A 26,319-nucleotide genomic window follows, 5' to 3' on the forward strand; every position below is an offset into this window, starting at 1 on the left:
ATAAATAAGAGATTAGAGACTCATTAAAGTATGAGGGCATGCCAATTGAGCTTTTTATTTTGCCAAAAGAGCTTACTCCACGCCTGTAATTTCCAATTGTAAACGATTAAGTTCCCGGTACAATCCATCGGGTAAGTTGAGTAATTCCTGGTGGGTGCCCAATTCTTTCACCACACCTTTTTCCAGCACAACGATCTTATCGGCGCTCCGGATGGTAGATAAACGGTGGGCAATGATGAAGGAAGTACGATTCTTCATGAGGTTGTCGAGGGCTTCCTGTACCAGGGATTCTGAAGCGGCATCGAGTGAGCTGGTGGCTTCATCCAATATAAGTATGACAGGATTTTTAAGAATGGCGCGCGCAATGGCAATGCGCTGGCGCTGGCCACCGGACAATTTCACGCCCCGCTCTCCTACTACTGTTTCATAACCTTCGGGAAAATTAACAATGAACTCATGGGCATGTGCCTGCCTGGCGGCCTGCTCGATCTCTTCCTGGGAAGCATCGGGTTTACCGTATAAGATGTTCTCCCGGATGGTGCCGCCAAACAGCAATACATCCTGGGGCACCAGGGCTATTTGCTTGCGCAGCTGGGTAAGGGGAATGGTAGTAGCGGGCTTGCCATCATACAATAATTGTCCGCTGCCGGGTTCATAAAAGCGCAGGAGCAAGGCAGCAATGGTTGATTTACCGGCACCGCTGGGCCCCACGATGGCTACCTGTTCGCCCGGCATCACAGTTACGGAAACATCTCTTAGTACGGGCAATTCGGACCGGGTAGGATAACTGAATGCTACGTTTTGTAAAGTTACCTGACCGTGTAAAACGTGTTCAGGCTGTACAGGTTCGTCCTGTTCAGACACCTGCTCGGGTATATCTTTCAATAATTCACGCACACGCTGGGTAGCGCCCAGGGTCTTTTGCAACTGGCCGTAGAGGTCGGCAAAGCCGGCCATGCTGCCACCCACAAAAGCGGTATATACTACGAAAGCGGTGAGGTCGCCAAAATTGAGGTGGCCAATACCATACCACACAACGAGCACAATGGTGCCAAACAAACTGAACAGGAGGAAGGAGACAAACATGCCGCGGTACTGTCCGCTTTTAATGGCCATTTTCACTACCTGCTGCAGGCTGCGGGTATAACGATTGATCTCAAACCATTCGTTGGTGAATGACTTTACATTGCTAATACCCTGCAGGGTTTCCTGCACAATGGTATTGGAATCGGCCAATTGGTCCTGGGTCTGGCGGGAAAAGCGGCGAATGAATTTCCCAAATACGATGGCTATGATGATGATGACGGGTATGACTGATAACATAACACCTGTCAAAAGAGGTGAGATATACAGTATGAGGCCAATGCCTATTATGAGGGTGAGGATACCCCTCAATACTTCCGCCAGCAGGGAGGTAACAGCCTCCTGGATCTGTGACAGGTCGGCGCTGATGCGGCTGGACAACTCACCTACTCTCCGTTGGGCAAAGAAATCCATGGGCATGGTGATCATTTTGCGGTAGATATCGCGCCGCATATCGGCCACGGCATTTTCACCCACGGAAGTAAAGAGGTAAATACGCATGAAGGAAAAGAGCATCTGCACGGTGAGGATAGCAAACATCCAGCCAACGATGGCGCCGGAAGTGCCAAAGGGAGATTTGGCGCCGTTGGCGGTGTCGATGAGCTGCTTCAATAAATAAGGGAAGGACATGGTGGTGAGGGAGGACAAGGTAATGAAAACCAGGCCGGTGATGAACTTTCCCAGGTAAGGCCGGACATAGGAAAAGATGAGCAGGGTTTCCCGCAGGTTGGCCATGGTGAGCTTGGCCTTGGGCATGTCTTCTCTGGATCCGCTATTGCGTCGTGCCATAATCTGACTATTTAGTATTTCTCTGACCCGGTAGACGAATGAGCCGGGAAAATATTGTAAGCAAGGTACGGGAAATGTGAGCGGGTTTGATTTGAAGGGGGATCGGTCGTCGGCAATCGGCAGTCGGCAGTCGGCAGTCGGCAGTCGTTTGCTTCGAAGGGGTGGCAGTCGTTGCTTTGAGGGCGCGCGTGAGCATGCAGAAAAACGCAAAGGAAATGCAAACGTTTGCTATTGCAAGGGGTGTTGCAATCACAATGATAATATTGGAATAAGGAGGCAGATACGATCTTTATCGTTATATTCCTATACATCACCGTTATGGTGCTGTGTTTTTACTTTTATCACCAAAAACCTTTTATCTATGAGATCATTCTTTGTGACGGCCTCCTTGCTGGTTGCACTTTCCTGCAAGCGCGACCATTCAGGCATTATTACGGACACTGCGCTCCCTGGAGAGACCACCACCACAGCTGCCGCAGCCGCCACGCCCAAAGAGATCATCATCTGCGACCAGAAAAACGCCCGTATCATTATGGTAGATATTGCCAATAGCAATGCGATCACCTGGGAATGGAAAGCCACAGCTGCCTATGCCATGATCCGCTCAGGCGCACAGGGCTGGTTCTCCAACCTCAGCGAAGCCAAACTGGTATACAATGGCAAATATGTGCTGGCCACGGCTTCGGGCGGCGGGGTGGCGCTGATCAATGTATCATCTAAAAAAGCCATCTGGTTTGATTATGCAGGAGGTAATACGCACTCGGCGGAGCTATTGCCCAACGGCAATATCGTGACGGCCTCTACTACAGGCGGCTACCTGATGATCTTTACTACGGATTCCTACATCAACGACGAGTCGGCACAAACAGCGCCCATCCCTTTTGAAGATGTGCACAATGTGGTATGGGACCACGCCCGGCAACGATTGTATGCAGCCGGGAAGAACAAACTGAAAGTATTTACCTACAATAACAGTTGCAGCGCCCCCAGGTTAGTGCCGGATACTACCTACACAATGCCCGAAGGGAATGCGCACGACCTGTTTCCGGTATATGGCAGCACCACAGACCTCTGGCTCACCAACTCGGGACATATCTATAAGTTCAACGTAACTACGGGGGTCTTTACACTCGTTAAAACGATCAGTGCTGTGAAGACTGTTTCTTCAGGTCCTGCAGGCTACCAAACGATCATCGCACAGGCAAACGGCAATGGAGGAGAGACCTGGAGAACGGACCGGATACTGGATATTAATGGGGCAGCCGTGTATACAAACACCTCGCTGGGATTGTATAAAGCCCGTTGGAAACTGGTGAATACGTTCAGCTATCCGGCGGGAGATAGTTTTCATGAGTGTACGCATCCTTAATACAAGCTTCGAGCTGTGAGCTACGAGCTGTGAGCCCTGAGGCGCTTGCTTCGATAGCGGATTTCTCACTGCGCTTCGCTGCGTTCGAAATGACAAAAGAGAGATAGGAGCTTCTTTCGAGATGGCAAACAAGGAAGATAGTCACTTCGTTTAAAATGATAAAAAAGAAAGGGCCACCTCAATTAAGAGACGGCCCTTTTCTTTCACAATCTGCTTACTGTTTTATCAAGGTAAGCTGTTGTTGAATACCATGGTTATTGTATTGTAATACATACATGCCCTGGGGCAGGCTGCTTACATCTGTTACCAGTGTAGTGCCCTGGGAACGCAGTTGTTTTACCAATTTGCCATCCATGGTCACTATGCGCACGGTGCCATTCGCTTCAAGTCCGGTGATAGTGATCAGTTTCTGTGCAGGGTTTGGATAAACACGCATGGTTTCCTGATGGCTGATCTGCACCCATTTGATAGCAGACAGGGTGAAGGTCTCGTTGATATCCACCATCTTCAGGCGGTAATAATGGGTACCATCGCTCAATGCCGGATGGGTAAAGCGATAGGTATGCACACCCGCACTGTTGTTGGTGTTGACAATACCAATGTCCTCAAACTGCAGACCATTGGTACTATGCTGCACTACAAAGTGCTTGCTGTTTATTTCGCCATCTGATTTCCATTCCAGCTCGGCGGCCTTGCCCTTCTGGGCTACGTTGAATTGCAGCAGCCTCACGGGCAGGATGGCGCTATTGCTGGTGACGGAGAAGGGTGAGAAGCTGTTGAAGCCAGCCTGGAACCTTCTGTACCGGCCAATGGAATCCAGTATGGACATGCCCATATCGCCCAGTTGCCAGGAGGTGGTGTAATGGGTTGTGCGGGCCTGGTCGCGGTCGAAGAGCGGCATTTCATCAGCGGCATTCCAGTAGAAGGTAACGGTGGCATTACTGCCTCCGGGCACTTCTTCTTCGATGAGCCAGGTGCGGTTTACGAAGGCCGTCTTCACAGTGTCACCGCTCATGCCCTGTTTCAGTACATAAGGCAATACACCTACTGAGAAATGATCGGGCGTACCGGCATTGTTGATCTTCACGAAATTGCTGTTGCCTTCGGAAATACCAACAGGATAAATGTTCTCGGCATCGTTGTTCACGATCTTCAGTTTACCGGTACCATTGGTGACGATAAAGTGATCGGCATCGATGTTCTTCATGCGGCCATTGATCACGAGGTCATGATCACCCAATACCAGCTTACCACCGATCCAGCCTGGCAGCTGACCGGGCAGACCGTTCTTCATGTCCAGGTCGCCATTGACGGTGATATTGGCTGCCAACGGAATGATGGTGCTGAAATCAAGCTCATCATTGTTGTTGGTGAGGTCAAACTCCACAGGTGCGGCACTTACGATCTCTGCCACTACTTTACCCTTCTCGATACTGAACAGCATCTTCCTGCTCACTGTGGTGCTGGCTCCTCCTGTAAGGCTTACCTCTACACTATCGATCGCTGTAAGGCCACCATTGGGATTCAGGATAAGGAACCTTACCCAGGCTGATCCATCCTGTGTGCCTTTATTCCGGATGGCATAAGAGATGGTCACACTATCGCCAGCTTTGAATCCCTGGGGATTGAAACTAATAGCACCTGTACCGAATGAAGCCAGGTCAGGCGCAGCGCCTACGATCATGGTACGTGTAGCGAGGTTGTTGTCTTCCCTTTCTTCTACGTTTGTATTAGCGGGGTCCACCACGATCTTCATCACTTTCACACCTGTGATCAGTGAGGAATAAGTAGCGGTAGCCGCTACGGTAGTATCACGGCCGGGCTGCAGGCTGTTGATGGGCACATCATTACCCAGTTGTATATCATCGACCAGGAAGCGCAGTACATTGGGCTGTGAAGCCTTGCCGCCTGAGTTCCTGACGGTGCCTACCAGGGTAACGGTTTGCCCAGAGGCCGGATTGAGGCTGCTGGGAGAAATATACTGGCTCAATACTTCCAGGTCTTCTTTACTGTCGACCACACGGATGTAGAAATTGCCGGTATTGTTGTTCTCCAGTACTTCGCACGCCACGTTATTGGTATCGGCTTCCACCTGTACAACATAATCACCCGGTACGGTAAACATATGAGTGAAGCTGCCTACACCGGCATACAGTTCACCGGCTTTCACCACGGGGATCTCTTCGCCTTTCAGGCGTACACCATTCAGCGTATAGCGAACGGTAACATCTGTTACATCGCGGGTGCCAATATTCCGGATAGACGGGAAGAACTGTCCTTCTTTATTTACGCGCACCAACGCAGGGTTGGTAACGGAGCCCAATTCACCGGACTTTTGATAAGGCTTCAGATCGGTACCTAATACCAGGGTCTCACCGTTGTTATTGTTATTGGATTCATCGACCTCATTGTCACTATCAGCTACCACTTTTACAGTAATACCGCAGGCTTTGTCATCGGTCGTTACGGTATATGGATCAGAGACCAGGTTCAACGAAGCGCCTTCGGCCAGGGAAACAACTGTTTTCTTTGCTCCCAGTCGAACGCCGCCTACGGAGAATTCAACTTTGAATGCGCCTGCTGCTCTTCCCTGGTTTTTGATGGTGGCCCGGAAGGTAACCGGAGTGCCTGCCGGGATAGCAGAAATGGAAGGTTTGAAGGAAGTAACGATCAGGTCTGATTTGGGTATTACTACGGTTACATCAAACGCGTTGTTACCTTCCTGTTGTTCATCCACTGCATTATCGGTATCAATTATGATCCTCAGGATATGGGTGCCGGATGTCATATCGGGCTTGCTGAAGCCCAATGCTTCAGAAGCACCTTTCTCAACACCTGTTACCGTTTTGGTATACACCAGGGTGGACATTCCATTCGGGATGGAATCATACACTTTTACGGTATGCGTTCCGGCGTCAGTACATTTAATGTTCGCATCCTGGAAGCTGAAGTTGGTGAACCCTGACTGACGGAAGCTCTGCATGGTGAGGTCGGGCTTATTGGACTCCGGAACAAAAGTCACGCTATCGGAAACGGTGTGTTTTGTCCAGCGGCCAAAGTAAGTAGGACCAGGTATCTGCAGGTATTCCACGTAGGTATAGGTCATTACGGCCTTGAGGGTCACGGGATCGGTGGAAGTGAGGGGAACAAACTCGGTTACGATCCGCTCATTACCCGGCGCCCATGTATTGGGCCCTGAAACATATTGGGCTATCTGCACACCGTTCTTAAAGATGCGCAGGGTGTCGAACTTGATCTCATCGCTGCCTCGCCACATATTATTGGGATCGCTGGAACGGAATCTCAAGGTCACTTTCAAAGCAGTATTACCGCCCACCACGTTCTTACAAGGCGACATATCTACGGTTGCCCTTGCTCCACCCTGATCAGGAGGAGGCAGACATGCTGTTGAAGGCGTACAAGGAATCGGCATGGCCTTCGTGAGCAAGCTGCTGGTGAAGGTGAAATCGGTAACGCTTACGGTATAAATGAAACCGCTGCCACAAATGGTATTGGGCAATAAGTAGCTGTAATCACCATTGGCATTGGTAGTGGTCCTGATCACCAGGGTACCTGTGTTGATAGTCACTTCAGCACCGGCCACGGGTGTTGGCGTACCTGTACCAAAATAAACAGCCTTGCCACTGATGAGGGCACGTACCTGGGGACAGCTCTGCACCTTGATGTCGGTGGTTACATTGATGCCACCGGGTAAACTGGGGCTACCTACGGTAATGGGTCTGATCGCATAGTTGTTGAGGACGTTGATATCGCCCAGCTTATTGCTGCTGTCGATCCATACCTTGATGGGGAAGAACCCATCGTATTCGAAAGCCAAAGGAATGGTGACGCTGGCACTGGAGTTTCCATTGACCACGGGGATGATAAGGCTGTCGATCGGTGTATTCTCGCGATAGAACTTCACAGATACATTATTGGCTGCGTTGGCGGTACTATTGCTCACTTTTGCTGTGACGGTAAACGCCTCACCCGGTAAGGGATTATTCTTGCTGAAACTAATGTCGTTTGCAAAAATGCGCAGATCGGGTTGGTTGAAGGTTACCACGGGACCGGATGTATACGCAGAGTTGGCGGTATTACCATCTGCATCGGTAGCAAAGAACTGGTAACCTTTGGTGTTGCCGATAACATCCTGGTCGAAGGTATAGCTGTATACAACGCCCACTGTATAATCGGTGCCGGCTTCTTCTTTCAGCATATTGAAGATGCCTTCGCCCAGGTCGTTGAAGTCCTGGTCGCCATTGAGGTCGATGGCTACTCTCGGGAAGCCGGTTTGGGGTGCTTTATTGGCGACAGACTTATATACGATCTTATAGGTATACAAACCTGGCTGACCTACTGCAGGATCAACACCTTTGGTTCCACCATAAGGGGCCGCTGTTACATATTGCAACACGGGCGGGGTGGCAGGTGTAAAGCCATTACCACGCACATTGGTGGTGACGGGATCTACACCGGGTGTAGTGGTAGTTATTTTCAGTTCACCTGAGAAGGCGCCCACAGTGGTGGGTTTGAAAGCCACTCTCAGGATGAGGGTACCATGCGCAGGAATCACGGTACCTGCTGTAAAGTTTGGCGTAAAGGCAGGATCGCTTATCGTAGCACCACTCAAGGTGATGGCAGCATCTCCTGTATTACGTATTGTAAAGTTGTAATTGGCGGTGGTATTCACGGCTACATGCTCATAATCGTGCCCACCGGCTGGTTCCAGTGTCCAACTGGGCACCAGTGTGCCTACGTAAAATGAGCTGTCGAGGGTAATGCTCCAACGGCCTTCCTGGTTCTTAGTGCGGATGTACAGGCGGTGGAAAGCCGGGTCACTGAGGCCCGCAGTATTGACTGCCACGGGTATATTGCTGATATCTGTGCCCGGTGTAATGGCAATGGGAGTTCCGAGACCGGCGCCGGGATCGGTATCGATGAAATATTCAGCAGCTACTATATTCAAAGGAGCTGGAGGCGCGGGTGGATAAGGGATATCGGCAATGACCACAAATTCGTTGACCTGTGTAATGCTCCAGCGTCCTTCCTGGTTTTTAGTGCGCAGGTATACGCGGTGGGTACCCAATGGCAAACCAGCGGTGGTAACATTGGCGGCGATATCGCTCAAATCCAATCCGGGTGTAATGGCAATGGCTGTACCATGGCCCATACCGGGATCGGTATCAATAAAGTATTCGGCGGCCACTATATTTTGTGGTGCTACGGGGGCTACGGGATAGTTGAAATCAGCATCTACCACCAATTCTTTTACCTGGGTAATACTCCAGTGGCCTTCCTGGCCTTTGGTGCGCAGGTAGAGGCGGTGGGTACCGATGGTAAGTGCGGCCGTATTGATGGTAGCAGGAAGGTTGCTCAAATTAGTACCTGCAGCAATGGGAATACTGATACCATTGCCGGTACCGGGATCGGTATCGAAGAAGTATTCGGCGGCGATAATATTTTGTGCAGCTACGGGAGCGGCAGGATAAACAGGATCAAAGTCTATCTGAAAATCCTTTACCTGGGTAATGCTCCAGCGCCCTTCGGCGCTTTTTGTGCGAAGGTATAAATGATGTATACCGTTGGATAAACCATTTATGTTTACAGCAACAGGCAGGTTATTGAGGTCGGTACCTGGCGTAAAAGCGATCGCAGTACCGTTGCCGGCACCGGGATCGGTATCAATAAAATATTCCGCCGCCACTACCTGCTGGCGTGCAGGAGGAGGTGCAGTGTAAGCATAATCCTGGTCGTACAGGAATTCCCTTGTTTGGGTAATGCTCCAGGCGCTTTCTGCATTGCGTGTGCGGATATACAGGTGGTGAATACCAATGCTGAGGCCATTTACATTGACAGCGGCATTGAGGTTGTTGATATTCATGCCGGGTGTTAGCACAATAGGCGTCGCCAGTCCTGCTCCCGGGTCGGTATCAACAAAATACTCCGCCGCGGTGACATGCAAAGGCGGCGCCGGCGAAGGCGGATAGGCCGGATCTTGTGCGTAGGCCAGCATGGCCAATGCACATAAAAAAAGTGTATATAAATATTTTTTCATTGCTCAAAGTGTTACAGCATCCGGGTAGTACATAGCACTACCTGCATGCCCGTTGGGACATACCAATCCTTTATCTCTTTATCATTGATGGTATAGTGAATGAGGGTGGTAAGTCACTACACTTTCGATGAGCGCAGCACTAGTTGTTGTTGCGTGTGCTGAAGGTTACATTCATCGTGGCGCTTCCGGAGGGGATGGAAGTGGGCGCTGTAAAGGTATAGATGGTGGGCACGTTGGGAATGCCGGAAAGTACATAGGGATCGGTAGCACCAAAGGCGCCACAATCGGGATTCACTACGGAACCTACGGTAAGGCCGGCACCTTTGGCCAGTGAGGTAGCTTTGAGCATCATTTTTCCATCATAACTGCCGGTACCCATATATACATCTGCCAGCATGTTCACATTGACCTGGTTGTTGGTAGCGGTAGCAGGCAGGGGTTGGTTCAACTTGAACAGGTTATTCTTAATAGTGCAATCAGTAAGCGTGAACGGGACCAGGGAACCTACTATATTATTAACAAAATAAGCATTCACAATGGTGCTGCCATTGGGCGTTTCGTAGAAAGTATTGTTGCGCACAATATTGCCGCTACCGGTAAGCATAGGCAAGTTCATCACACAGCCAGGAGCGAAGATATTGTTCTCGCATATCAGGTTGCTGGCTGTAGAAACGCCACCATAGTTAAACGAGCTATTGAAAAAGCATTTCCGCACAGTAATATTGGAACTTGCTCCCTGCTCAAACTGCAAGGTGCCTGTAAACCGGCAACGCTCAAATACCAGGTTGCTGGCGGCACGGAGATAAACACCATCCAGGTTCATACCTATGAACTTGCTGTCCTTGCCTCCTGCCGTTACATAGATATAGGGTACTGAGGCTTCGTAGGGGACAACCTGCAATCCGGGGTTACCGGGTGTGGTGGTATTGGCCGGATCGAGGAAATAACCGGGCCCGATGACCACGAGTTTCTTACCAAGAATAGCGCCTGAGGCATCATATTTGGTAGCACTGGGCTCTACATACACGGTATCACCGCTTGCTACAGTAGCAGAGTTGATAGCAGCTCCGAGCGACGTAAAGTCTGCCACTACACCTACATTGTTGTTCACTCTCCAGCTTTTAGCCTGGCTTGCTACACTAATTACTGATACAAGGACCAATAAGGACAAATATTTCATATCTTTTGATTTTAGGCGGTAAAAGTATCCTGCCCGGTTCCGGCTTCCTATCCCCTAAAAACAGGAGATTTGCGGGAGGCTAAAAATCATGGAAAAAAGGGAGGCCCCAAACGGCCGGTAGTTTGTTAATTTGTTGAACCCTCACCCTGTATTATATTTCTTTATGCATAAAATTTACCCGATACTTATACTGCTGTCAATGGCCTGTTTACCTACGTTATCGCAGGTAAATAAGCGCGACAGCCTGATCCAACAACTGGGGAAAAGTAAAGAAGATACGGCCAAAGTATTGCTGCTCTGCGCCATTGGAGAAGCTACTGAGAATAACGAGCCAGAGACAGCCAAACAATATTTCCGGCAGGCAGGGCTCCTGAGCCGGAAACTGCATTATGATGCGGGTGAGTATAAATACCTATACCTGTATGGTAATGCGCTCATTATACAGGGCAATTATGATTCGTCGTTGTATTACCAGCAGCAGGCATTGGCGATGGCTGAGAAAATGAAGGATTCGCTGAGCATTGGCATATCACTGTTCAATATTGGTATCAGCTACCGGGAAATGTCGAGCTTTGAAAAGGCGATCGAATACTGTCTGCGTGGCCGTAAGATCATCGATGAGCTGGGTAATGAAAAGCTGGAAATGCAGGTAGATGATGCGCTGCAGGTGCTGTATTATAACCGCACGAATTATGACCAGGCTATTGTATATGGTGAAAAGGCGGTGGCGCTGGCGCGCAAACTGGGTATGAAGGAATACCTTGGTAAATACCTGATCAATGTGTCGCTCAGTTATCAAAACAGGAACCAGCCTAAAAAAACGATGGCAGTACTGGAAGAGGCGCTGAAGATCGGCCAGGAACTGCAAGACAACCGTATCCTGATGGTCGTGCGCCAGAACCTGGCGGGCGCTGCACTGAAGCAACATGATTATGCATTGACGCGTAAATATGCAGAAGAAACGCTGGACCTTTCGCGGAAAATAGGATCCACGGATGGTGAAACAACGGCCTTACGTACAATAGCGGTCACTTACCTGCAGGAAGGCAAACTGGCCACTGCCAAAGCATATGCCCACCAGGCAATGGCGCTCAGCAAAACCTGGAACTACAAGGTGGAGGAACTGTCGCTGTACCGGCTACTCTCGGGTATTGGCTATGCTGAAAAAGATCTTGAGCATGGGTTGCTGTATGACGATACGATGTATGCCAAGCTGGAAGGCATGGTAAAAGAAGTGATCTCGAAACAGTCGGCGGACCTGGAAAAGAAATACGAGACTGAAAAGAAAGAAAGCCGCATCCACCAACTGGAGGCGGAGAAAACGGTACAGGATCTCCGGATACGGCAAAAGAACATCATCAACTATATTCTCATCGGCGGGGCTGCTACTTTGTCTTTTATTGCCTTGCTCACTTATCGCAACTACCGGCAGAAACAGGCTTTGCAGCAAAAGCGGATCAATGAGCTGCAAACGGAAAAACAACTGGCGGCTACGGAAGCGGTATTGAAAGGGGAAGAACAGGAACGCACACGCCTGGCAAAAGACCTTCATGATGGACTAGGAGGCATGCTGTCGGGCATCAAATATTCATTTAATACTATGAAAGGAAATCTGATCATGACAGCAGAGAACCTGCAGGCATTTGAGCGGGGCATTGACATGCTCGACAGTTCGATCAATGAGATGCGGCGTGTGGCGCATAACCTGATGCCGGAAGCGCTGGTGAAGTTTGGATTGGATACAGCACTCCGGGATTTCTGCCATGATATTAACCAATCGGGCAGCCTGAAGTTGCAATACCAATCGAGTGGCCTGGAAAATGTGGAGATCGAATCCAATACGGCCATTACGGTTTACCGCATCGTACAGGAGCTGGTGAATAATGTATTGAAGCATGCAGGCGCCGCCACGGCGGTGGTACAGATCATCAAAAATGAAACGGGCATCGCCATCACGGTAGAGGACGACGGCAAAGGGTTTGATACGGCGATCCTGCAAAGATCAAAAGGGATTGGCTGGAGTAATATCCACAGCCGGATAGATTACCTGAATGGAAAAATGGATATTGAATCAACGCCGCAAAAAGGCACTTCTGTATTAATTGAACTACCTGTTTAAATGAGTATAAAAGTATTTATAGTAGACGATCATTACATGGTGATAGAAGGCATCCGCGCCTTGTTGCAAAACGAAAGCAATATGGAGCTGGTGGGACATGCCATGTCGGTCGATTCCTGCCTGTCGTACCTGCTGCAACAGCGGCCGGATGTAATCCTCATGGATATCAACCTGGCAGATAAAAGCGGCATTGACCTTTGCGCGGAGATAAAGAAACTTTACCCCGGCATCTTTATCCTGGGCCTGAGCACTTTTAACCAGCAAAGTTTTATCCGTAAGATGATGGACAACGGGGCCAGCGGCTATGTGTTGAAAAATGTAACGCGTGAGGAGTTGGTGGAAGCGATTACTACGATCGTGAAAGGAAAGATCTACCTCAGTCATGAAGCGGCCCGATCGCTCCGTTCGCCCGATGAATCTGGTCTGCCGGTGCTTACACGCCGGGAAAAAGAGGTATTGTCGCTGATCGCGGAAGGGATGACGAATAATGAAGTGGCGGAAAAACTATTCATCAGCAGCACGACGGTCGATACACACCGCAAAAGCCTGCTCAGTAAACTCAACGCCAGGAATACGGCTTCGCTGGTGAGGATTGCTACGCAACTGCACATTATTTAAGCTGCGAGCTTTGAGCTACGAGCGCAACACATTAGCCGGAATCCTTTGGACCAATACCCCCTATTATCCGATAAGCTTATAACCGATGCCGCGGATGTTCATGATCCTGACCTCGGGATCATGGCTGAGGTATTTGCGCAGGCGGGTAATGAAGACATCGAGGCTGCGGCCGGTAAAGAAATCGTCATTACCCCAGATGTGCAGGAGGATGGACTTACGGTCCATGACCTGGTTGCGGTTGAGTAAAAAGAGTTTCAGGAGCTCGGCTTCGCGGGCGGTGAGTGAAACGGTCTTCTCCTTATGTTTCAAAAGGGCCTGGTGATAATGAAAGGAATATTGGGCGCCAATAGCAATGGGCGCATCAGGATCGGTCATTTCGGCAAACAGCGTACGGCTTTTGCTGGTAAGGGCTTTGATGCGTACTACCAGTTCTTCCATACTAAAAGGCTTACGCAGGTAATCATTGCCGCCACTTTCAAAGCCGGTTACCACATCCTGCGGCAGTGATTTGGAGGTAAGGAATATAACGGGGGTATCCATGTCAGTAGCCCTGATCTGGCGGGCCAGGGCAAAACCATCGGCATCGGGCAACATTACATCCAGTATAAGAATATCGGGTCTTTGTCCATAGTAGGCTTCGAGGCCCGCTGTGGCTGTCGGATGATGGGTAACCTCAAATCCCCGGCTTTCGAGACTTTCCTTTACGATCTCGGCCAGGTTGAGCTCGTCTTCAACAAATAAGATGGTAATGGGTTTCCCTTTCATGCCTGTAGTCCTATTTTAAAGATACTGCCTTTACCGGGACGACTTTCTGCCAGGCACCAGCCGCCGTGCTTTTCCATAATGTGCTTTACATAACTCAATCCTAAGCCGTGGCCTTTTACCTTATGTATATTGCCAGATGGCACGCGGTAGAATTTATCGAAGATATAGGGCAGGTCACCGGCGGCAATGCCTATACCATCATCTTTGACGGTGACAATAAAATGTTGCTTTTCGATATAGCAATTTATATCGATGGCCACATTGGGCCCGGAATATTTCACGGCATTGTCGATGAGGTTGCTGATCACATTGTGCAGGTGGAGGGGATCGGCCATTACGCTGCTGGTGCCAGCCTGGTTATTGTACTGAAAGGAAATATTCTTTGCCGCAGGTAATGGATATTGGCTGGTCAACTCCTCTATGATGGCATCTATGTTAACACGCTCGGGTTTCAGTTCGAATTCCTGCCGTTCGTAGGCAGCTATGTTCAGTATCTTATTGACCATATCGGCCAGTCTTTGTAATTCGGTGCGGGAGATATGGAGGTAACGTTTGGTCCGTTGGGGGTCTTTCAAGGCATCAAAACCTTCGAGGGCTTCCACTGCTGCCGCTACGGTGGCGATGGGAGTTTTCAGTTCATGAGAAATATTGCTGATGAAATCATTCTTAATAGCAGACAGTTTCTTCTCGCGCCTGATGATGCGGAGCAGGTATAATAGGGCCAGTACCACCAGGGCCAGCAATACGGCAGAGGCAATGATCATCCCTATCATTTTACCAAACAGGAAATTGCCGTGGGACGGGAAAGCAGCCCGGATATAATTGCCGCCCTTCTCTACTTTGTAAGTAGGAAAAGATTTGGTGATGAGGGAATACCTGCTTAGCAGGCTATCAGGAAACCTGCTCCTGTTTACGGTACTATCCTCATCGCGCATATAAAACACAAAGGACTCCCGGATACCACGCTCTGCCAGCAATTGCTGATAGATGGGCCGAAGCCGCAGGGTATCGAAACTGAACTCCTTTGCGCGGGCGCCTATGTACTTGCCGAGGTTCTGGGTATGGAAGTAAATAACATGCCGGTCGAAGTCTTCTTCCCGGTAAGCACGTGCATAGTGGCGGGCCACCAGTTGCTTTACAGAATCGTTTTGGGGAACTATCGGAAGATTGAGGAGCTTAATAGAAAAGTTGTAACTATCCTTTGGGTCTTTTTTGTTGGTCACATAGTAAACATGTGTGCTGTCCTTTTCGCTCCATTTACTGGTGATGGTCATTTGGGTGGTATCCATCAGGAATTGGCACATCAGGTTTTCCAGGGTATCGCAGCGCAATCTGAACTCTGTCTTGATGGCATCCTCAAAAGCCAGGTTGACCTCTTTATCGAACCGTTCTTTGTTGACCTGGTAATAATTGCGGATCCACAGTGATTGTAAAACGATCACTCCGAACACTGCAGTAAGGCATACTATAAAAACGAGGCGGGTATTGCGGTTCATGAAGCTTCAAATGTAGGGTACCCGGGGCAACACCGGCCATTCCATTAACATAAATTAACAAAGACTAACAGAATGGATAACCTGATTGCTGGCAAAGGTTAGGCAGCTTTGTCAAAAACACTGTTATATGCGTATCTCCCTTGCTATTTTGATGATCATAGTTTGCTTGCAGGCAAATGGTCAGCCGCTATTGAAAACGGGTGATCTGTTTCCCGACATGATCATTCGTAATATCATCAATGCGCCGGTGAAGGAGTTGGAGGCGCGTAAAAGCACCTCCAAATTCACGATCCTGAATTTCTGGGGTACCTGGTGCAGCCCCTGCCTGCCTGAGATGGATAGCCTGGCCAAACTGCAAGCCAGCAATAGTGCCCGGATACAGGTAATTGCCATTTCAAATGAAACGCCCGACAGGCTACAAAAATACCTGCAACGGAAGCCATCGGGCATATGGCTGGTGTCGGACACGGCTTCCTGGCTGTATAGCCAGTTTGGCTTTAACTATGTAGGGCAATCGGCGATACTGGATCAACAGCATCGCATTGTGGCGCTGGTGCGTACGGACTCGATCAACCAACAACTGATCGATCAACTTATCCGTAAGGAGAAAATACGTTCATCGGCAGAGACGGGCAATAAGATGGATGTGGAGGCTGATCCTTTTGCAATAGACAGTTCATTGGGTTATCAGCTTACCTGGAGCGGCTACCGGAAGGGGGTGGGCAGCATGTCGAAGACCTATCTTAAAACCGCTTTTGAAGGGCGGCGGCGCACTTATATGAATGTGTGTCCCAGCAATATCCTAATGGATATTTACAAGGTATCCTATAACCAGGTATTGTATGAAGTGCCGAAAAAAAGTGTTTGTGACTGGGAAGATAAGAATTCGCTTTTTTGTTTTGACCTGCTGGTAAAGCCGGAGCAGAAAGATAGTCTCTATATCATTATGGAGCAGGTGTTGAGCAAGCTATTGCCGGTAAAGTATCGCCTCGAAAAAAAGGAAATGCCGGTATATGTATTGCGCAGATTACCGGATGCCGCCTGGCAGGAGTCTTCCGCTACCACCAGTGAATCCAGTTTTAGTGGTCGCGGGTTTAAAGGTACCGGTATTGCATTGAAACCCTTTATTGATTATGTAGCCAATGAACTCCAGCTTCCTGTAATAGACGAAACGGGGTTGACAGGTAAATATGATATCACCACAGAGAATGTGATGCGCACGACAGAAGATATGCTGGCTGCGCTGAAAAAGCTGGGGTTGACGGTGGAGAAGACTAACCGGGCATTGGATGCCCTGATCATTTACCGGTAGATCTCTTTCTTTCTGTATTCTACTATTAACAATCTTAACAATAAACCGGATGAGTAGGATATTCCTGTTCCTGGTCGTTTTATTATTAAGTGCTTCTTCTTATGCGGATTTGCACAGCATTAACCGCTTCGGGGTTAGAGGCTTCGACAGGCTGACATTCGTTTCCTTAGTCGGTGATGGTGGATTGCCAGTTTTTAGGGGTGATGCCTTCGGCTTTTTTGAATGCCCTGATAAAGTAATTAACATCGGTAAAGCCACATTGCTGGCTTACGCTGGTGACGGAGTTCTGTTTATCGGCCAATAGCTGGCGGGCAAGGCGGATGCGTTCGCGGGTGATGTATTCCAGGGGGGTGATGCCAAATTGTTCTTTGAACCATTTGAAGAACATATTGCGGCTGAGGTAGGCCTTGCGGCTAAGCTCATCAATGGCGATTTTTTCCAGCAGGTGCTCCTGGATGTAGTGAAGCACATATTGCATACGGTTACTGTTGGTACTGTTTGCGCTTTCAAGGGTTGCCTGGGTAAGGCGCTGGCTTTGCATGAGCCGGATGAAGAGTTCCTTCAGGCTCAGGTCGGCAAATATGTTCTTGGTCTTGTCGCCACTGCTGCAGATCCGGATCAGTTTGTTGATGATACCGGATATTTCATTGTCGTTGGTAAAATGGTATTGGTTGAACCGCAAGGTCCATTCATTCGATTCATATTTATCGCAATTATAATACTCATTGAGGTAGCGAAGTATCTGGTCCACATAAGAGGAATCGACGGTGAGAGCAACGCATTGGGTAGGATCGGAGAACCGGGCTTCGGGAAAATCAATGAACATGGGCTCATTGGCGGGAACGATCGCCGTTTCTCCGGGCAGGTATTCGAAAGCGGGATCATCAAAGATGCGGACTACTTTTTTTCCCCGTACCATGCTGCTGATCACGAGGTCGTTGAAACGGAGTGGCACCCTGTATGCCTGTTGGTAGCTTTCGAATACGTTGAACTCACAATTCTGCAGATTAAATACACGCCTGTTCTCAACGAGGGTATCCAGTTGTTCAGGCGGCGTAAGCTCAATCTGATGGATGTAGTTTTTAACAGGCATGGTTACTATTTTGGCTTTCTGAAGTTAGTTTTCTTCTCCCAAAAACGGAAACAAAGGGTACAATTGTGCTACAAATAAGTACAAAAATGCACCTATTTGGCCCTACTATTAACGAAATTAGGTTAATTATTTAAGTGTAAAATAGCCTCTATCAATAATATACTTCAGTAGGCGGGTTGGTTTCACGGGTTTGCAGGTAATGGAGTATACAGGACGTAAAGACATGGATAGGACTAGCCCCCAGGTAACACAAACTTTTTCAGGCAGGTTTCGAGGCGAATTTAGAGCGGTTCTGCATGACCGCTCTTTTTTTATTTTTTCTTACAGGTGATCTGCACCTCTCCGGCACCCGCTTTTAGTGTTAACGTGTTATTGGCATAAGCTCCATACAACACAGTAAAGGTGGCCTCATTAGGACCTGATTTAACAATCTCCACGCTGGTGGCAGCGGGAACCACCAGTTTCTTACATGTTATTTCCACACTGCCGATGATGTTGATCTTGGTAACTACTGAAGTGATGAGCAGGGTTTCACAGTTAATTTTCACATTGGTCAACGTGATCTCGCTGGCATCGAATTTGACCTCACTGGCGGATTCTATGGGTCTTTTTAATTCGGTCACCACGATGGTTTGAGCAAAGGAGGTTGCACAGCAGGTTGTCAGGGCAATTAATAAGAAGATTGTGTACTTTTTCATTACTACTGTTTTTTTAAGGTTAATAGCTGGTAAGGGTTAATTATCTATGCCGGTTTTTTTAATTAATGTCGACCCGGTTGGTAAGATTATAAGAAATGGAGATGAAACCGGATGGCTTGAACACTTTCTCTGTAACATCACCAACAGTAATTTTTGAAACAGCATATTTACTGCCGTCTTTAAATTCGGGTGATTTCAGTCTTTCGACCCGCAGCCAGCTGGCGCCTGTGCTAACGATAATCTTCTGGCGTTTGCCCAGGATCAGGGAAGCGCCTAAGAAAAGGCTAAAGTTCACATCGCTTACAGACTGGAATCCTGCGCCTACGCCACACATGGGGCCTAAGGCCCAATCCTTTCCGGTGCGGGGATAGAAATGCATCATAGCAGCGATACCCGGACTGATGGCGTTGTTATTATCCTGCTTGTGGAGGCTCACGGAATCCTGGCCGGGTATTTCTTTTAAGAAATAGGTTTCGTCTTTGGCATTACTTCCAAATGATACTACGGGGCCTACGCTGAAATCGGCCTTAAAGCCCCCTTTGGCGGGAATATCGAATTTGAAGTTGATGGGATTCTTATGGGCCCCTACAGTTTTTGTATAGGTGGGCGTGATGGTTACCTGGTAGGCCACATAATCCCCATCCATCTGAACAGGCGGAGCCACTGCCAGGAAATTCTTCTTGTTGCGCAGTTCATCGTTCAGGAAGCTAACCTCATCCAGCAGACCTAATAATCCTTCTTCATCGATCAGTTCATCGGCTTTTTCGATCTCCTCCAATGCTTCTTCAATCTGTTTTTTCTGTTTGGCTGTTGCATTGGCATCTTCAGCTTTTGCAGACGCATCGCGGTACAGGGTTTCCACTTCATGGTACAGCTTCTTTAGTTCGAAGTACTGGCTTTTGATGTCGACGGCCGGGATCTTTGCGGCGGCCACTTCTGTTTTCGATTGTATATCGGCATAGGGTAAATCCATTTGGGCAATTGATATGAACTCATTCCTCACTTTCCTCAGATCGAATATGTATCCAGCCACCAATGTTGATTTATCGAGGTATTTCAGGCATTTGGTGACTACCAGATCGAGGCTTTTCTGAAACTCTTCGGCAGATTCATTCTCTGCAGGAGTTTTAGCAATATCGGTTTTGGCAGCTGGTGACTCTGCAATTTTTTTCATAACAGGTACTTGTTCGGATATCTTACCTACCGCTTCTTCCGCTTTCTTGCTATTGGCGGTATTGGCCAGCTCGGTAGGATTGAGCCTGAACAGGGTTTGCAGTTCTGTAGGGATCGGCGTTTGTAATTCAAATACTTTACCCTGCATTTCTACTTTGTACAGAAACTTATTGATGTTGGTAATTTCGAAGATGGTAAACTCACCTGTCCTTACGGGCCTGGCAATGATGGTTTCGGATATGCTTTTGGTAAAATCTTTCCAGTCGAGTGTTCTCCTGGCCGGTTGTGCCAGGGAGCAAGTCGCCATTGCCAGGCCTATTGTCAATAAAGTAATGCGGTTTAGCATGGTGTATTTATTTAATGGTTAGCTGATGAGGGTTTCAATGATCTGAGGAAAGGGATGCTGGGGGTGAAGAAGTATTCGCCGCCTTTCATGGTCACGAACTGGGTAAAAGGAAGCCTGGCTGTTAACGCAGGTTTGCCATAGTGGGCGGGGAACTGATATTCATGTTTGGCCGGATGCTGATCTTTTAGCTGCCCTATGATCGCATCGACACCAGTACCAGGAGCGCCGGGAATTGGATTGGGAAAATCAGGGTTGTTGGCCATATTGTGCTGTATCACTTCAAACTGATCTTCGATGCTTCGCTGGTAGCTCATGAACAGGAGGCCCACACCCTTTTCAGGAAATTCTTCTTTACACGGTGCTATGGCTGTTTTCTTATCCCGCTGACCAAAAGGGATACCCCGCCTTGCCATAACAGGCAGCACGCGCTTGCCGTCAGGTATCTTATTATCCCTGGGATTGGTTTTACGTATATGGGCAAAATAAGGGCAGCGGCTGGCCGAGGCTACTACAGCCTGCGGTGTATTTCCATAATTGAAGTTGTTGTAATTGCCCGCTCCTATGAGGCCTTCATCATCGGTAAGGACTACCGGCGAGCCATCTTCAAAACGCCCCACCAGGTAAGCGCCTCCCAATTCGCCAAGCTCCAGGTCCTCTTCGGCTTCCTTAAAGCCTTTTACGTTCTGCTCCAATTTTCTGAAAACAAAATAGCTGCCAAATGAATCGGGTTCGTCTGTGTAGGGATCTTTTACCAGCACCAGGTCGGTATCGGCAGTGGGATCAAACTTAGGGCTTGAAGGATGGTCTTTAGGGGCTTTGGGATCGGCATTGTGAAACTTCATCCATTCGTCTACTTCATCTTTTAGGAAAAGAGGCTGGCTAATACCATCTACATACCCAAAATGCTCAATACCATCGCCGTTTTCATTCCTTATTACATTACCATATTCCACGGCCACCACGGTGGCAAAACCTTCGGATAATTCTACGATCTCCCGGGCGGCCAGTTCCATGCGGGCCACATTATCGTCGGCCAATAAGATCATAGCATGGGCCTCTTTCCGAAAACCCTGTTCCCAATCCTTAGGGTCGGGATCGCAGGTAATGGGTAATCTCTTTTTCATGCCGTCCAGAAAAGCTTTGTCATCGAGCTTTGTGTCTACCTCTGGCATTCCTAAATACGCATACCCTGCGGCGGTAAGAAAAAGCCCTGTAAAGATGCCTCCAGGCACGCGGTTCCTTTTGAATCGTTCTCTTTCCCAAAGTTGTTTTTTAAAACTGGTAACTTTCTCTGCCAGGTAAATGCCAATCCAGGCGCTGGCGGTCTTCTCCTTCCCTTTCTGGAATTGTAAGAAGATGTGTGTGGTGTAATCCCTGCCATGACCTTTCAGGATATTGCCTTGTATGTTTGACAGTAACGGGTCATTTGAAAAATCCATGGGATCAATCAGTTTCATGACTGGTGCATTTTGATGAGTTGTTTTGGTGTATTGCCGGCACAAATATCACCAGGTGGCAGGGGGGCATCAAGGGTATAAGAACTGTTTTGGCAGGCGTTATTTCACCGGGAGGTTAGGGGTGAAAGGGCGGGGGCGAGAGAAGGCAACAAGGCAGCGAGGCAACGAGGCAACAAGGCAAAGAGGCAACGAGGGAATACAAAAGCCGCGAGCGGTGAGTGGCTGTTGCTTCGAAGGGAAGAGAATTAAAACAACAGCGTCTCCGCTGTGGGAGACGCTGTAAGGAATTTATTCAGGAGGGGCTTCGACAAGCTCAGCCCGATATATAAGCTCAGCCTGACATATATTAGTTCAGCCTGACAAACTTTAATACTTCGCCGGTTCGCCGGGTTTGGGTAATGATTTGCGGATGAACTCACGGATGTGTTCATTGCTGGCGGCGAGGTCTTCTTTGCGCAGGTACATCATGTGACCACTGCGGTAACCTTCCCAACTGAGGCGGCCTTTGAGTTTACCACCGGGATCCATTTGCCACATGTCATATTTTGCATTGAAGTAATCGCAGGCGCCATCATAATAACCTGATTGCACCAATACATGGAGGTAAGGATTCTGGGCCATGGCCTGGCGCAGGTTTTCACCGGTCTGATCACCACTGCGATCCCAGGGATGCACGGGACCAAACATATTGTAGCGGAGGTCGGTCTTATAATTCAGGTCATTGCGCAGGTACATGTTGATGGGCGGAGTAAATGAATGGAGCCAGGAAGTAAGCTCGGCATTAAAATCGGGACCATCACCGGCGTCCTGCCTGTCGATACCTTTGTAACGGGAATCAAGTCTGCCCACTGTATATCCTTTATCACGCAACAATTCCTTCCAGAAGAAATTGGTAGGCACATCGAGGTTGTGTTGCAATATCACTTTCTCTGATAAGCCTGAATAGCGCGCCATTTTACCGGCGATCTCTTTTCTTTTTGCTTCGGGCAGGTAACCTCCTTTGGCAATGGCAGGAATGAGTTCATTAACGGTAAAGTCTTCCACCTCGGGCAACATGGCGGTAAGGTCTTTCTGTTGCAGCTCGGCAGGCAATGCTTTGTGGTACCAGGCAGTGGCTGCAAAATACGGCAGGTGTAAAGCAGCTTCTACGGGACCGCTTCTTTCAATACCCAATTCAGTAGGCGAAACGAGCACCACCCCATTGAGGTACATCCATTGTGCATTCTGCAATTCAAGGGCAAGACCTGATACACGGGTAGTGCCATAGCTTTCACCGATCAGGTATTTGGGAGAAGCCCAACGGTTTTGCCGGGTAACAAAAGTACCGATCCAATCGGCGAGGTATTTGATATCAGCGCGTACACCAAAGAATTTGGAGCCGGGTATATCTTTGTTCATGGGTCGTGAAAAGCCGGTATTTACAGGATCTACATACACGATATCGGCCACATCGAGGATAGAGTACGGATTTTCTTTGATGCCATAAGGCTGCACAGGATACCCTTCATCATCGATATTCAATAACACGGGACCTGTGTAGGCAATGTGCATCCAAACTGATGCTGAACCGGGACCACCATTGAAAGATATAACGAGGGGGCGTGGTGCTTTGTCTTTAATGTCTGTTCTTTCGTAATAGGTATAGAACAATCCTGCGATCGGCTTTCCTTCCTCATCCCACACGGGCAGGGTGCCTGCTGTTGCTTTGTAAGGTATGCGCTGACCTTTAATGGTCACTTCATGATTAGTCACCACAGACGCATCGGGATCGATGAGGGGCTTGGAAGGCGCCTGCTTCTCTTCTTTTACGACGGGGGGAGCAGGGGCGGCTGCGGATGGCCTTGGGGGACCACCTTGTCTTTGCTGCGCAAAGGAGGCAGCAACAACCGATAACAGGAATGCGGATAGCAGTATTTTTCTCATAACATGGAACTGTTTAGGGACTCAATATAGAATTAGAAAGAAATATTCATTACTGATTAATGATTATTGGTTCATTCTTGTTAAGAACCGGATAATTTGGTGTTAACAGGCAATCAGGGCAGCCCTGTTCTGGCAAAGCAAGTGGTTACTTTACTTCATATTTCACCTCGTCGGTAATGCCTTTCCAGTTATCGGTGCGGAATGGAACTGCCGGAAAACCTTCTTTATTGTACAGGTTGGCTTCGGGCATATCATCGGCCCAGGCATAACGAACAGCCAGGGGTGCCGGTACTTTGTCGCTGTAGACAATCAATTTATCGCCGGTTACCTGCACCTGTGCGAAATAGAATTTGTGATCGGCGCCTGCAATTTCAAATCCTTTGATGTAACCATATTTATCTTTCGCTGCGAACCCATTAGCGGCATGGGTAAATGACAATTCAATTTTATTGCCCACTGTTTTCATACCCTGGTATAAAGGACCGCTATACTCGCCGCTCTTTTGGTAGAGGTTATTGAGGGCAATGGCTGCCAGCCGCTTTCCCACATCCTGTTTATTGCGGGGGTGGATGTCTTTTGACTCACCGATATCAATGGTTACGGCCATGCCTGTATTGGGCAATGACAAGGTATTGGTTTGTGCTTCGCGCAATTCGGCCCAGGTGCTTCCTTTCTGTGTATTACCATCGGCGGCACTGAAGCTGGCGAGTTGTACAAAATAAAAGGGGAAATCGCCCTGGTTCCAACGTTTTCTCCAATCGGTAATCATGAGGGGGAAAGCTTTGCGGTATTGGTAAGCACGGCCTGCATTGGCCTCACCCTGGTACCAGATCGCTCCCTCTATAGCGTAAGGGATCAGGGGATTGATCATGCTATTGAACAGCAAAGCAGGATAGCTATTGGGGCCGATAGCATCGGATATACGGATGGATTCGACCCTGAATAACCAATCGCCCGCCAATGACTGGGAAGCATTATCAATGGTAAGTTTCATAGCAGCCGGATCACCATGCACACCGCCTCCGCCGCCGTTGTCGGTGACACGGATGGCGATCACATTTTTGCCAGCTTTCAGAACGCCTGCGGGTATAGTATAGCTGCGGGGAGCATCCCATTGGGCAACACCACCTACTTTGGTGCCATTGACCCAGGTTTCGTCTATATCATCAATTTGCGCCAGCTGGAGGGTAGCGGTTTTTCCTGCCTGCGCTTCATTGAGCACAATGGTCTTGCGAAACCAGGCCACTCCATCCATATCATCATAACCCTGGGTTTCCCAGGCATTGGGGAGTTTCATGTGGGCCCAGTTGTCATCATTGAAGGTGGCGTTCTTCCAACTGTCAGTTTCAGTAATGGATTTGAGGGAACCTTGTTGGGCTTCTATCTTCTGCACCAATTGCTGCGCCCGTTGTTTCAAGGCTGCTTCGAGGTTGGCAATGGGGGTATTTCCAAACAATGTTTTAAACTCCTCACTGGCCTCAAAGGCTTCTTTGCTGGTCCAGGTCTCTACCATGGTGCCTCCCCAGGTAGTGTTGATGAGCCCTATCGGTACATTTAATTGCTGGTAAAGGTCGCGGGCGAAGAAATAACCTACGGCTGTAAAGTCGCCTACGGTTTGGGGGCTGCATACTTTCCATTCGCCGCCTGCAATGTCTTTCTGTGGTGTGGTAGCGGTCTTAATGGGCACTTTAAAATGACGTATATGGGGGAAGCTGGCATTTCTGATCTCTTCGTCTTTGTTGTTGGTGTTATTGACGATCCATTCCATATTGGACTGACCAGAGCAGATCCACACTTCTCCCACGAGGATGTTGTTGATGGTAAGGTTGTTCTTCCCTTTTACGGTCAGCTGCCAGGGGCCGCCTGCCTGCTCGGGATCGAGGGTGAGTTTCCACTGACCGGTCTTATCGGCCTTGATGGTCTTTACCTGCTTATTAAATTGAACGGTGATCTTTTCGTTGGCCCCGGCCCAACCCCATATGGGAATGGGCTTATTGCGCTGGAGCACCATATTGTCTCCAAATATGCGGGGCAGGGTAACATCGGCATAGACGAATTGGGCAAGGACGAGAATGGCAAGGCTAAGGAAGGATCTTTTCATATTGAAGTTTGGCTGGGAGATGAGGAAAATCTGTTTGAGGGGCTAAAATAGTGAAGAAAGGAGGATTATGGATTTAGAATGTAGGATTTAGGATTGCTGCCGCGATTTGGAGCTTGCTCACTGTTGGCAGGTCAAGAGCGGAGAGCAAATTGCCGGATCGCTCACTGGTGGGGAGGGGGCCGCAGGACGATCTGGAATACCTCAAAGGCAGGTAATCCATTGATAATCCAGGGGTAATCCCCGGCTGATCCTACGGTCAGATCCTCTTCAGGTCCTCAATAATTCCTCGTGAAGTCCTCTATATGTCCTCGTCAGCTTTCATCAAATAGGAGTTTAAAACATTCGTAAGTCATTGATATCAATAAGAATGCCGGCAACCAAACAGGTGGTAAGTTCCTGTGTTGGCGCCGGCATCCAGGTTTTTCACTAATGACCCGATCCGTTTATTTTGTTACTACGTCGAACTTTCTGAAGATGGATCTTACGCTGGCCTGGATATCTTTCTGCGTCACATTCCGGCTGGCTACCTCAACGGTGGTCCAACCCTGCCAGATGGTATGATCTGTTTTGGCATCCACCATGGTGACGGTGAGGGTGCTATTATTAACGCAAAAAGCTGCTTCACCGTCAATAAAGTTTTGTGAAAGAATGGTTAGAAAAACGTTAAGAAAAAACCCCGGCGAACCGGGGTTGTATAGCCATGAGACCTGGTGGCAGCCTTTTTGCCCTCGAACTGCAA

The 26,319-nt window shown here is 48.7% G+C and carries 16 protein-coding genes; 4 read left to right on the plus strand and 12 right to left on the minus strand.

The window, feature by feature from the left end; genetic code table 11:
* Positions 1–72 precede the first annotated feature (72 nt).
* Complete coding sequence (locus D3H65_RS18685; RefSeq protein ID WP_119051761.1) at positions 73–1,872, minus strand: ABC transporter ATP-binding protein; 1,800 nt, start codon at positions 1,870–1,872, stop codon at positions 73–75.
* A gap of 361 nt (positions 1,873–2,233) precedes the next feature.
* Between D3H65_RS18685 and D3H65_RS18690 the strand changes: the two genes are divergently transcribed.
* Positions 2,234–3,241, plus strand: a complete 1,008-nt coding sequence (locus D3H65_RS18690) for a DUF6528 family protein (RefSeq protein WP_119051762.1) — start codon at positions 2,234–2,236, stop codon at positions 3,239–3,241.
* A gap of 214 nt (positions 3,242–3,455) precedes the next feature.
* On the opposite strand, the gene D3H65_RS18695 is transcribed toward D3H65_RS18690, so the two are convergent.
* Together D3H65_RS18695 and D3H65_RS18700 are read right to left on the minus strand one after the other, a co-directional pair.
* Positions 3,456–9,299, minus strand: coding sequence for a CARDB domain-containing protein (locus tag D3H65_RS18695; RefSeq protein ID WP_119051763.1), 5,844 nt, complete (start codon positions 9,297–9,299; stop codon positions 3,456–3,458).
* Positions 9,300–9,438: 139 nt separating this feature from the next.
* Entirely contained in the window at positions 9,439–10,479 is a 1,041-nt protein-coding gene (locus tag D3H65_RS18700) for a right-handed parallel beta-helix repeat-containing protein (RefSeq protein ID WP_119051764.1), read from the minus strand.
* Positions 10,480–10,678: 199 nt separating this feature from the next.
* Between D3H65_RS18700 and D3H65_RS18705 the strand changes: the two genes are divergently transcribed.
* Both D3H65_RS18705 and D3H65_RS18710 read left to right on the plus strand, forming a co-directional pair.
* The gene (locus D3H65_RS18705; RefSeq protein WP_162915712.1) at positions 10,679–12,598 is read left to right on the plus strand and encodes a tetratricopeptide repeat-containing sensor histidine kinase; all 1,920 of its coding nucleotides are present in this window, start codon (positions 10,679–10,681) and stop codon (positions 12,596–12,598) included.
* Complete coding sequence (locus D3H65_RS18710; protein WP_119051766.1) at positions 12,599–13,216, plus strand: response regulator; 618 nt, start codon at positions 12,599–12,601, stop codon at positions 13,214–13,216.
* Positions 13,217–13,279: 63 nt separating this feature from the next.
* On the opposite strand, the gene D3H65_RS18715 is transcribed toward D3H65_RS18710, so the two are convergent.
* Entirely contained in the window at positions 13,280–13,981 is a 702-nt protein-coding gene (locus D3H65_RS18715) for a response regulator transcription factor (RefSeq protein WP_119051767.1), read from the minus strand.
* The gene (locus D3H65_RS18720) at positions 13,978–15,477 is read right to left on the minus strand and encodes a sensor histidine kinase (RefSeq protein WP_119051768.1); all 1,500 of its coding nucleotides are present in this window, start codon (positions 15,475–15,477) and stop codon (positions 13,978–13,980) included. Before D3H65_RS18720 ends, D3H65_RS18715 begins: the two co-directional genes overlap by 4 nt.
* A gap of 127 nt (positions 15,478–15,604) precedes the next feature.
* Between D3H65_RS18720 and D3H65_RS18725 the strand changes: the two genes are divergently transcribed.
* Entirely contained in the window at positions 15,605–16,789 is a 1,185-nt protein-coding gene (locus D3H65_RS18725; RefSeq protein WP_119051769.1) for a DUF3738 domain-containing protein, read from the plus strand.
* A gap of 166 nt (positions 16,790–16,955) precedes the next feature.
* Here D3H65_RS18725 and D3H65_RS18730 read toward each other — a convergent pair whose 3' ends face one another.
* From D3H65_RS18730 to D3H65_RS18760, 7 genes are all read right to left on the minus strand, one after another.
* Positions 16,956–17,882 carry an AraC family transcriptional regulator gene (locus D3H65_RS18730; RefSeq protein WP_119051770.1) on the minus strand — a complete coding sequence of 309 codons (927 nt, stop codon included), beginning with the start codon at positions 17,880–17,882 and terminating at the stop codon, positions 16,956–16,958.
* A 311-nt stretch (positions 17,883–18,193) separates the two neighbouring features.
* On the minus strand, positions 18,194–18,580 hold the full coding sequence (locus D3H65_RS18735; protein ID WP_119051771.1) for a hypothetical protein: 387 nt from the start codon (positions 18,578–18,580) through the stop codon (positions 18,194–18,196).
* A gap of 58 nt (positions 18,581–18,638) precedes the next feature.
* Positions 18,639–20,099: a hypothetical protein gene (locus tag D3H65_RS18740; RefSeq protein ID WP_162915713.1), complete on the minus strand. Its 1,461-nt coding sequence runs from the start codon at positions 20,097–20,099 to the stop codon at positions 18,639–18,641.
* 11 nt (positions 20,100–20,110) lie between these two features.
* A complete protein-coding gene (locus tag D3H65_RS18745) occupies positions 20,111–21,556 on the minus strand; it encodes a Dyp-type peroxidase (protein ID WP_119051773.1) in 1,446 nt (481 codons plus the stop codon).
* A gap of 366 nt (positions 21,557–21,922) precedes the next feature.
* On the minus strand, positions 21,923–23,479 hold the full coding sequence (locus D3H65_RS18750; RefSeq protein ID WP_119051774.1) for a S10 family peptidase: 1,557 nt from the start codon (positions 23,477–23,479) through the stop codon (positions 21,923–21,925).
* A 145-nt stretch (positions 23,480–23,624) separates the two neighbouring features.
* Entirely contained in the window at positions 23,625–25,580 is a 1,956-nt protein-coding gene (locus D3H65_RS18755) for a sialate O-acetylesterase (protein ID WP_119051775.1), read from the minus strand.
* 443 nt (positions 25,581–26,023) lie between these two features.
* Complete coding sequence (locus D3H65_RS18760; RefSeq protein WP_119051776.1) at positions 26,024–26,230, minus strand: DUF4136 domain-containing protein; 207 nt, start codon at positions 26,228–26,230, stop codon at positions 26,024–26,026.
* Positions 26,231–26,319 lie beyond the last annotated feature (89 nt).

Origin of the sequence: Paraflavitalea soli (assembly GCF_003555545.1) — a bacterium.
Taxonomy (GTDB): Bacteria; Bacteroidota; Bacteroidia; order Chitinophagales; family Chitinophagaceae; genus Paraflavitalea; species Paraflavitalea soli.